Source organism: Ornithinicoccus halotolerans (genome assembly GCF_009602535.1).
Taxonomy (GTDB): domain Bacteria; phylum Actinomycetota; class Actinomycetes; order Actinomycetales; family Dermatophilaceae; genus Ornithinicoccus; species Ornithinicoccus halotolerans.
In genome coordinates this window covers 1-8869 of record NZ_WIQI01000105.1, presented here as the reverse complement: position 1 = coordinate 8869, position 8869 = coordinate 1, and the positions used below count along the sequence as shown (strand labels likewise).

General features: G+C 74.7%; 8 protein-coding genes. 3 read left to right on the top strand and 5 right to left on the bottom strand.

The window, feature by feature from the left end; all coding sequences use genetic code 11:
- Positions 1-50 precede the first annotated feature (50 nt).
- Positions 51-296 carry a hypothetical protein gene (locus GFJ45_RS13645; RefSeq protein WP_153398132.1) on the bottom strand — a complete coding sequence of 82 codons (246 nt, stop codon included), beginning with the start codon at positions 294-296 and terminating at the stop codon, positions 51-53.
- Positions 293-1078: an SDR family NAD(P)-dependent oxidoreductase gene (locus GFJ45_RS13640; RefSeq protein ID WP_153398130.1), complete on the bottom strand. Its 786-nt coding sequence runs from the start codon at positions 1076-1078 to the stop codon at positions 293-295. Before GFJ45_RS13640 ends, GFJ45_RS13645 begins: the two co-directional genes overlap by 4 nt.
- A 105-nt stretch (positions 1079-1183) precedes the next feature.
- On the opposite strand from GFJ45_RS13640, the gene GFJ45_RS13635 reads away from it, so the two are divergent.
- A complete protein-coding gene (locus GFJ45_RS13635) occupies positions 1184-1972 on the top strand; it encodes an exodeoxyribonuclease III (RefSeq protein ID WP_153398128.1) in 789 nt (262 codons plus the stop codon).
- A 15-nt stretch (positions 1973-1987) separates the two neighbouring features.
- On the opposite strand, the gene GFJ45_RS13630 is transcribed toward GFJ45_RS13635, so the two are convergent.
- Together GFJ45_RS13630 and GFJ45_RS13625 are read right to left on the bottom strand one after the other, a co-directional pair.
- Positions 1988-3184 (bottom strand): MFS transporter, encoded by a 1197-nt coding sequence (locus GFJ45_RS13630; protein ID WP_228387042.1) that lies wholly within the window; start codon positions 3182-3184, stop codon positions 1988-1990.
- Positions 3185-3219: 35 nt separating this feature from the next.
- A complete protein-coding gene (locus GFJ45_RS13625) occupies positions 3220-3810 on the bottom strand; it encodes an HhH-GPD-type base excision DNA repair protein (protein ID WP_153398124.1) in 591 nt (196 codons plus the stop codon).
- A 101-nt stretch (positions 3811-3911) separates the two neighbouring features.
- Here GFJ45_RS13625 and GFJ45_RS13620 point away from each other — a divergent pair, with 101 nt between their 5' ends.
- On the top strand, positions 3912-5828 hold the full coding sequence (locus tag GFJ45_RS13620; RefSeq protein WP_194288676.1) for a penicillin-binding transpeptidase domain-containing protein: 1917 nt from the start codon (positions 3912-3914) through the stop codon (positions 5826-5828).
- 55 nt (positions 5829-5883) lie between these two features.
- Here GFJ45_RS13620 and clpB read toward each other — a convergent pair whose 3' ends face one another.
- The gene (clpB, locus tag GFJ45_RS13615; RefSeq protein ID WP_153398120.1) at positions 5884-8478 is read right to left on the bottom strand and encodes an ATP-dependent chaperone ClpB; all 2595 of its coding nucleotides are present in this window, start codon (positions 8476-8478) and stop codon (positions 5884-5886) included.
- A gap of 122 nt (positions 8479-8600) precedes the next feature.
- Between clpB and GFJ45_RS13610 the strand changes: the two genes are divergently transcribed.
- Positions 8601-8869: macro domain-containing protein (locus GFJ45_RS13610; protein WP_194288675.1), on the top strand; the 269-nt coding region annotated here is incomplete at its 3' end.

Sequence of the window (8869 nt, the reverse complement as noted above, 5' to 3'; positions counted from 1 at the left end):
CGATTGAGTAACGGGCCTGGCTCAACGTCAAGCGAGGGTCAAGAATGCCTCTACGGGGGCCGCGCCGGGTCCGGGTCCAGCACGTAGGGAGCGGTGTGGTCCTGCGGGAGGGCGGTCTGCCAGCGTCCCGGCGACAGCGGCACCAGCCGCCCCTCGGGGTCGCGGGCGATCCCCGCCTGGTGCAGCGCCACGGACTCGTGCCCCGCGAGCCAGAGCTGCGCGGCCAGGACGGCGGTGAGCACGGTGGCGACCGCGCCGAGCAGGGCAGGGTGGCGCCAGCGTCGGGACCGCCTCACGGACTGCCGGAGCCCCGCCGTCGCGACATCCCCGCCGAGCCGCGCCGCACCAGCCGGCGGGGCGCGTGCCGCAGCAGTCGGACGACCGCGCGGTACCGACGGGAGGGCACCGAGACCGGGTGGCCCCGGTCCAGGTCGGCCAGCGCCTCGGCGACGACGCGGTCGGCCGTCAGCCACATCCGTCCCGGCACCATCTGCTTGCTGATCCGGGCCCGGGCGTGGAACTCGGTGTGCACGAACCCCGGGCACACCGCGGTGACCAGCACCCCGCGGTCGGCCAGCTCGCGGGCCAGCCCCTCGGAGAACACGGTGACCCAGGCCTTGATGGCCGAGTAGCTGCCCATGGTCGCCCAGGAGGCGACCGAGGAGACGTTGAGGACGGCACCCCGCCCGGCCGGTGCCATCCGGTTGACCGCGGCGTGGGTGAGGACCAGCACCGGCCGGACCATGACGTCCAGCGCGGTCTCCTGCTCGGCCAGGTCCCCGCCGAGCAGGCCCTGTCGCAGGCCGAAGCCGGCGTTGTTGACCAGCAGGTCCACCGGCCGGTCGTGCTCGGCGTCGGCGACACGGGCCGCTACCCGGGCCAGCTGCTCCCGGTCGGCCAAGTCGGCCGGCAGCACCTCCACGGCCACGCCCCGGTGCTCCCGCAGCCGGCCGGCCAGCTCCTCGAGCCGGTCGGCGCTGCGCGCCACCAGCACCAGGTCGTAGCCGCGGGCGGACAGCTGCTGGGCGAACTCCTCGCCGAGTCCGGCCGAGGCTCCGGTCACAAGTGCGGTGGGCATGCCTCGCAGCCTACGTCGCGGCGCCTCGACGCCGAGGTTGACGGCGGGTGACGCATCACCCGGCGCGCCGTCCACCGACATCGGCCATCCATCTAGGGTGGCTCCGTGCGTATCGCGACCTGGAACGTCAACAGCATCCGTGCCCGGGTGGACCGGGTCCTGGCCTTCCTGGAGCGTCAGCAGGTGGACGTGCTGGCGATGCAGGAGACCAAGTGCCGCGACGACCAGTTCCCCAGTGCGCGGTTCGAAGAGGCCGGGTACCAGGTGGCCCACAGCGGCTTCAACCAGTGGAACGGTGTCGCGCTGCTCTCCCGGGTGGGCCTGGAGGACGTGCAGGTGGGCTTCGACGGCATGCCGCACTGGGGCGAGCCGGCAGCGGCCGAGGCCCGCGCGATCTCGGGGGTGTGCGACGGGGTGCGGCTGTGGTCGCTGTACGTTCCCAACGGCCGCACCCTGGAGGACCCGCACCTGGGCTACAAGCTGCGGTGGCTGGCGGCGCTGCGTGACACCGCGGCCGGCTGGCTGGCTGCCGCCCCGGAGTCACAGGTGGGGTTGCTGGGTGACTGGAACATCGCCCCGCGGGACGAGGACGTCTGGGACATGGCCGCCTTCGCCGGGAAGACCCACGTCAGCCCCGCAGAGCGGGAGGCCTTCCACGCCCTCGTCGATGCGGGCTTCACCGACGTGGTCCGCCCGCACGCTCCGGGACCGGGCGTCTACACCTACTGGGACTACACCCAGCTCAGCTTCCCGAAGCGGCGCGGCATGCGCATCGACTTCGCGCTGGCCTCCCCGGCGCTGGTGACTCGGGTGCAGCACGCCGTCATCGACCGGGAGGAGCGCAAGGGCAAGGGCGCCAGCGACCACGCGCCGGTGCTGTTCGACATCGCGTGAGCCAGCCGGGTCCGCTCACGGCTCCCGCTCGGCGTACTCGCCGCGGCCCTCGGCGGCCGGTCGGGCCCGCGGCCGCGTGCCGCCCTCCCGGGCGAGCGCGAGCGGCAGCGTGGCCACCGAGAACCCGGCCGCTGCCAGCAGCGCGACCGGGAACGAGTAGCCGGCCGCCAGCGCCCCCACCAGGACGGCCCCGAGGCCGGTGCCGGTGTCGAAGCCGACGTTCCACACCGCGCTGGCCAGGCCGTAGTCACGGCGGCGCACGGCGGCGAACGCCAGCACCAGGGTGAGGTTCTGCAGGCCGCCGTAGCTGATGCCGACCGCGGCCATGCCGAGCAGCAGCAGCGTCACCGTGGTGGCCTCGGCGTCGGTCACCGCCCACGCGGTCAGCGCCATCCCGGCCGCGGTGAGCACCACCAGCGGCCACAGGAACGGCCAGGTCCCGTACCGGTCGGCGAGGGTGCCGAACCGCCACCGGCTCAGCGCCGCCGTCCCGGTGAGCAGCAGTAGCCCTCCCGTGGCGACGGCGGGGTCGCTGGTGATCTGCGGCACGAACGTGATCAGCGCCCCGCCGGCGAGGGTGACGCCCAGCAGCAGCGCCATCGGCCGGAGCAGCGCGAGGTAGGTGCGCCGCCGGCTACGCCCGCCCCCGGGCGGGGCCGCCCCGGTGGGTGCGTCGTGGTGGTGGTCGGCCGGCAGCGCGGTGAGCGTGCGGGCGAGCGCGAAGGCCGGCACGACGCCCAGCAGCGGGGCGGTGCTGATCGCGAACACCACCCAGAACCCGAGCTGCTCGGCCACCCACGGCGCGGCCGGGAGCAGCAGCAGCTGGGGCCCGGCCACCGCGAGCCCGTAGACCCCGATCGCCCGCCCCCGCCGCGCGGGGTCGACGAGCTCGGCGACGGCGGCGCTGCCGGTAACGGTGAGGATCCCGAAGCCCAGCCCCCGCACCGCCGAGAGCAGCAGCGTCCAGCCCAGCTGGTCCGAGACCAGGTGCAGCAGCGCGGGCACGCCGAGCAGCACCATGGCGGCGACCAGGACCGGGGCCCAGCCGTAGCGGCGCAGCGCCCCCGGTACGAACAGCTGGGTGAGCACCGTGAACAGCATGAGGACGCCGTTGACCGCCCCGGCACCGGCGGACCCGGCGCCGCCGTGCACCACCCACAGCGGGGCGACCGGGAGCAGCGCGGCGTAACCGGAGAAGCCAGCGCTGGTCATGGCGACCAGCGCTGGCATGCCGCGGGCGCGCAGGATCACCTGCCGCTGGCCCTGGCCGCCTTCGCCTCGGCCTTGCGCTGCTTCTTGTAGGCCCGGACCTCGGTCAGCGTCTGCTCGTCGACCACGTCGGCGATCGACATCCGGGCCCCGTCCTCGCCGTAGGGGCCCGCGGCCTCCCGCCAGCCTGGCACGTCCACCCCGTACTGCTTGCCGAGCAGCGCCAGGAAGATCCGGGCCTTCTGCTCACCGAACCCCGGCAGCGCCCGCAGCCGGCGCAGCACCTCCCGGCCGTCGGGGTCCTCGGCCCTCCAGATCGCCGCGGTGTCGCCGTCGTAGTCGTCGACCACGGCCTGGCACGCCTGCTGGATGCGGCCGGCCATGGAGCCGGGGAACCGGTGCACGGCCGGCGGCTGGGCGCAGACCGCGGCGAACTCCTCCGGGTCGGCGGCCGCGATGCGCGCCGGGTCGAGGTGGCCCAGCCGCTCCCGGATCTTGTGCGGCCCGGCAAAGGCCACCTCCATGGGGACCTGCTGGTCCAGCAGCATCCCGAGCAGCAGCGCCAGCGGGTCTTCTCCCAGCAGCCGGTCGGCCCCGTCGTCTCCGGTGAGGTGCAGCTCGGTGGTCATGGCTCCGATGGTGCCAGGGCGGCTGCGGCACCGGTAGCGGGGTGGGGTAGAACGGTGGGGTGGCTGGAGGGGACCGGGGACGGGGACGCAGGCTCGGCGCGGTGGCGGTGGTGGTGGCCGCGCTGACCGTGGCCGGCTGCTCGGGGCAGGAGCCGCCGGAGCCGGACGACTACGCCGCCGAGGTCGCCCAGACCCTGGCGGAGGGCGGGCCGGGCCTGCCGGGATGGCTGGCGCAGGACTGGGAGGAGTCCCTCCTCGGCGAGCTGGCGACACTGGACCGCACCGTGGAGGTGGTCTCGGTCGGTGAGCCGGTCGAGGGCGAGGGCGACCGACCGGTCACGGCGCAGGCGCGGCTGCGCTGGACCTGGCAGTTGCCCGGCGGGCAGGAGTGGCGGCAGGAGCGCCCGGTGCGGCTCACCCTGGCCGAGGGCGAGGGTGACGAGGAACGCCGGTGGACCTCGACCCCGGACCCCAGCTGGCTCGCCGAGGGACTCGAACCGGGCGACGAGGTGGCCGTGCGCCGGCTGCCGGCCGATCGCGCCGACATCCTGGACGGGACGGGCCAGCCGGTGGTGACCTCCCGCCCGGTGCGCCGGCTCGGGCTGGACAAGACGCTGCTGCCGGACGGGGCCGACGAGCAGGCGGTCCGGGAGGCGGCACGCGAGGTGGCCGAGCTGGTCGGCGTCGACCCGGCCGGGTTCGCTGACCGGGCCGCCGCGGCCGGACCGGAGGCGTTCGTCGAGGCCTACCCGGTGCGGGAGAGCGACCCGAGCGTCAGCCTGGCCGAGCTGGAGGCGGTCCCCGGCGGCCGCGCCGTGCCGGACGAGCTGCCGCTGGCACCGACCAGCAGCTGGGCGGCGCCGCTGCTCGGGCGGGCCGGGCAGGCCACCGCCGAGCTGGTCGAGGAGTCCGGTGGCCGGGTGTCGCCCGGCGACGTGGTGGGGCTGTCGGGCCTGCAACGGCGGCTGGACGCCGTGCTCGGTGGCACGCCGGGCACGGCGGTGGTCGCCACCGGCGAGGACGGCGAGGAGCGGGTGCTCGCGGAGGTGCCGCCCGAGGACGGCCGCCCGGTCCAGGTCACGCTGGACAGCGACCTGCAGACCGCGGCCGAGGAGCTGCTGGCCGAGGAGGACCGGCCGGCGGCGCTGGTGGCGCTGCGCCCCTCCGACGGGCACGTCCTCGCCGCCGCCGTCAGCCCCGGCGCGCAGGGGCAGTCGCTGGCGATGCTGGCGGCCCGCCCGCCCGGGTCGACCTTCAAGGTGGTGACCACGCTGGCGCTGCTGCGCGCCGGGCTCACGCCGGAGTCGCCGGTGGAGTGCCCGCCGGAGGTGACCGTTGACGGCTACCGGATCACCAACTTCCCCGGGTACCCGGCCTCGGCGACCGGCACCATCACGCTGCGGGAGGCCATCGCCCACTCCTGCAACACTGCCCTGGTCAACGAGCGGGACCAGCTGCAGCCAGCGGCCCTGCGCGAGGCCGCCCGCTCGCTGGGGATGGACCGGGACACCGGTCAGGCGGTGTGGGAGCACTCGCTCGGGGACGTCCCGGAGGCGCCCGCGGGCACCGGGCTGGCGGCGGCGACGTTCGGGCAGGGCCAGGTGCAGGCCTCCCCGCTGGCGGTGGCGACGATGGGCGCCTCCGTCGCCGCGGGCCGGACGGTGGTGCCGGTGCTGGTCACCGAGCCCGAGGACGTCGCCGACGACCCGGCGGCCGGCGCCGGGGAGCAGCCGACACCGCTCACCGAGGAGGAGGCCGGCGCCCTGCGGGAGGTGATGGGAGCGGTCGTCACCGACGGCGGCGCCCGCGACGTGCTCGGGGACGTGCCCGGCCCGCCGGTGCTGGCCAAGACCGGCAGCGCGGAGGTCGGCAGCGGCGAGGAGATGGCGGTCGACTCCTGGATGGTCGCCGCCCAGGGTGACCTGGTGGTCAGTGCCTGGGTGCAGGACGGCGGCTACGGGTCGGTCACCGCCGGCCCGCTGGTGCGCGAGCTGCTCCAGGCGGGGCCGACCGGCTGAGGCGCCGGTCGGCTGCCGCTGGACCGACCGGTCCTGCGGCAGCCGACGCTGGCTGCTACGCCGCGACCAGCTGCTCGCGCAGCACCAGGCCGCCGTCGGGCCCGGCGTCGACGACCACGGTCTGGCCGTCGCGGACCTCCCCCGCGAGCAGCGCCCGTGCCAGCCGGTCACCGATCTCGGTCTGCACCAGCCGGCGCAGCGGCCGTGCGCCGTAGGCCGGGTCGTAGCCGCGCTCGGCCAGCCAGCTGGTGGCCTGGTCGGTGACCTCCAGCGAGATCCGCCGGTCGGCCAGCCGGTCGGCCAGCAGCCGCACCTGCAGCCCGACGATCGGGCGCAGCTCGGCCAGGCTGAGCGCGTCGAACAGCACGATCTCGTCCAGCCGGTTGAGGAACTCCGGCTTGAAGGCGGTCCGGACGGTGGCCATCACCTGCTCCCGCTTGGTGTCGCGGTCCGTCGTGGGGTCGGTCAGGAACTGGCTGCCGAGGTTGGAGGTCATCACGAGGATGACGTTGCGGAAGTCCACGGTCCGGCCCTGGCCGTCGGTCAGCCGGCCGTCGTCGAGCACCTGCAGCAGGATGTCGAAGGTCTCCGGGTGCGCCTTCTCCACCTCGTCCAGCAGCACCACCGAGTAGGGGCGCCGGCGCACCGACTCGGTGAGCTGGCCACCCTCCTCGTAGCCCACGTACCCCGGCGGGGCGCCGATGAGCCGGGCCACGGCGTGGCGCTCGGAGTACTCGCTCATGTCGATGCGCACCATCGCCCGCTCGTCGTCGAACAGGAAGTCGGCGAGCGCCTTGGCAAGCTCGGTCTTGCCGACGCCGGTGGGACCGAGGAACAGGAAGGACCCGGTCGGCCGGTCGGGGTCGGCGATGCCGGCCCGGCTGCGGCGCACGGCGTCGCTGACGGCCTGCACCGCCTGCTGCTGACCGACGAGCCGCTGCCCGATGACCTCCTCCATCCGCAGCAGCTTCTCCGTCTCGCCCTCCAGCAGCCGACCGGCCGGGATGCCGGTCCAGGCGGAGATGACGTCAGCGACGTCGTCGGCTCCCACCTCGTCCTTGACCATCGGCTGCTGCCGGTCGGGGTCGGCCGCGGCCTGCTCCTCCTGCGCCTGGGCCTGGGCCAGCTCCTGCTCCGCAGCCGGGATCTCCCCGTAGAGCAGCCGGGAGGCCTGCTCGTAGTCGCCCTCGCGCTGCAGCCGCTCGGCGCGGGTGCGCAGCTCGTCCAGCCGCTGCTTGAGCTCACCCACCCGGTTGAGGCCGGTCTTCTCGGCCTGCCAGCGCGCGTTCAGCGCCGCCAGCTGCTCCTTCTTGTCCGCCAGGTCGGCGCGCAGCCGCTCCAGGCGCTCGGCCGCTGCCACGTCGGAGCTGGCGGCCTTGGACAGGTGCAGCTCCTCCATCGTCAGCCGGTCCACCGTCCGCTGCAGCTCGTCGATCTCCACCGGGCTGGAGTCGATCTCCATGCGCAGCCGGCTGGCGGCCTCGTCGACCAGGTCGATCGCCTTGTCCGGCAGCTGCCGCCCGCTGATGTAGCGGTCCGACAGGCTGGCGGCGGCGACCAGGGCGGAGTCGGCGATGGCCACCTTGTGGTGGGCCTCGTAGCGCTCCTTGAGCCCGCGCAGGATCGCGATGGTGTCCTCGACGCTGGGCTCGCCGACGTAGACCTGCTGGAAGCGCCGCTCCAGCGCGGCGTCCTTCTCGATGTGCTCGCGGTACTCGTCCAGCGTGGTGGCGCCGACCATCCGCAGCTCACCGCGGGCCAGCAGCGGCTTGAGCATGTTGCCGGCATCCATCGCGCTCTCGCCGGTCGCGCCGGCGCCGACGACCGTGTGCAGCTCGTCGATGAAGGTGATGATGCGCCCGTCGGAGCCCTTGATCTCCTCCAGCACCGCCTTGAGGCGCTCCTCGAACTCGCCCCGGTACTTGGCACCGGCGACCATCGCGCCGAGGTCGAGGGCGACGAGGGTCTTGTCGCGCAGCGACTCCGGCACGTCACCGGCGACGATGCGCTGGGCCAGGCCCTCGACGACGGCGGTCTTGCCGACGCCGGGCTCGCCGATGAGGACCGGGTTGTTCTTGGTGCGCCGGGAGAGCACCTGGACCACGCGGCGGATCTCGGAGTCGCGCCCGATCACCGGGTCCAGCCGGCCTTCGCGGGCGGCCTCGGTCAGGTCGGTGCCGTACTTGCCGAGCGCGTCGTAGGTCGCCTCGGGGTCCTCGCGGTCCACCGTGGCCCCGCCCCGCAGCGCCGGGATGCGCTCCTCCAGCGCGGCGGCGTCCAGCCCGAACGCGCGCTCGCTCTGAGCGAGGCCGAGCAGCAGGTGGTCGGTGGAGACGTAGGAGTCGCCCATGCGCTCCATCGCCTCCTGCGCACGCGTCAGCACGGTCAGCGTCTGCCGGGACGGCTGCGGGGTGCCCACACTGCTCCCGCTGGTGGTGGGCAGCGAGCGCAGCTGGGTCTCCGCGGCCTGGGCGGCGCTGGCGGCCGAGGACCCGACGGCGTCCAGGAGCGGGCCGGTGGTGGTGTCGCTCTGCCGGGCGAGCGCGCGCAGCAGGTGCGCGGGCTCCACCTGAGGGTGCCCGGCCGCGGCGGCCTCGCGCACCGCGGTCGACAGCGCCTCCTGGGCCTTGGTGGTCAGTTGCAGGTCCATCCGCCGCTCCCCTTCCTGGTCCTCGTGCGTGGTCTCTCGGCGTCCGTCAGTAGCAACCGATGCAGAGTTGAGCCTATTCCGCTCAACTTCAGGTGAGATGGCACGGCTGGCAGGCTGGGGCCATGGCCACGATCGAGGCGGTGCGGGGAGACATCACCACCGAGCAGGTCGACGCGGTGGTCAACGCGGCCAACTCCACGCTGCTGGGCGGGGGCGGCGTCGACGGCGCGATCCACCGGGCGGCCGGCCCGGAGCTGCTGGAGGAGTGCCGCCGGCTGCGCGCGGCCCGGTGGCACGACGGGCTGCCGGTGGGTGAGGCGGTGGAGCTGTGCTTCATCGACGACGACGGGAACGAGACGCGTCGGGAGATGACCGAGGCCGACCACCTCGT

What these genes read in the sequence shown, in the direction of transcription:
- GFJ45_RS13625 (WP_153398124.1), bottom strand. Translation starts at nt 3,810, where the DNA reads ATGACCACCGAGCTGCACCTCACCGGAGACGACGGGGCCGACCGGCTG.
- clpB (WP_153398120.1), bottom strand. Translation starts at nt 8,478, where the DNA reads ATGGACCTGCAACTGACCACCAAGGCCCAGGAGGCGCTGTCGACCGCG.
- GFJ45_RS13630 (WP_228387042.1), bottom strand. Translation starts at nt 3,184, where the DNA reads ATGACCAGCGCTGGCTTCTCCGGTTACGCCGCGCTGCTCCCGGTCGCC.
- GFJ45_RS13640 (WP_153398130.1), bottom strand. Translation starts at nt 1,078, where the DNA reads ATGCCCACCGCACTTGTGACCGGAGCCTCGGCCGGACTCGGCGAGGAG.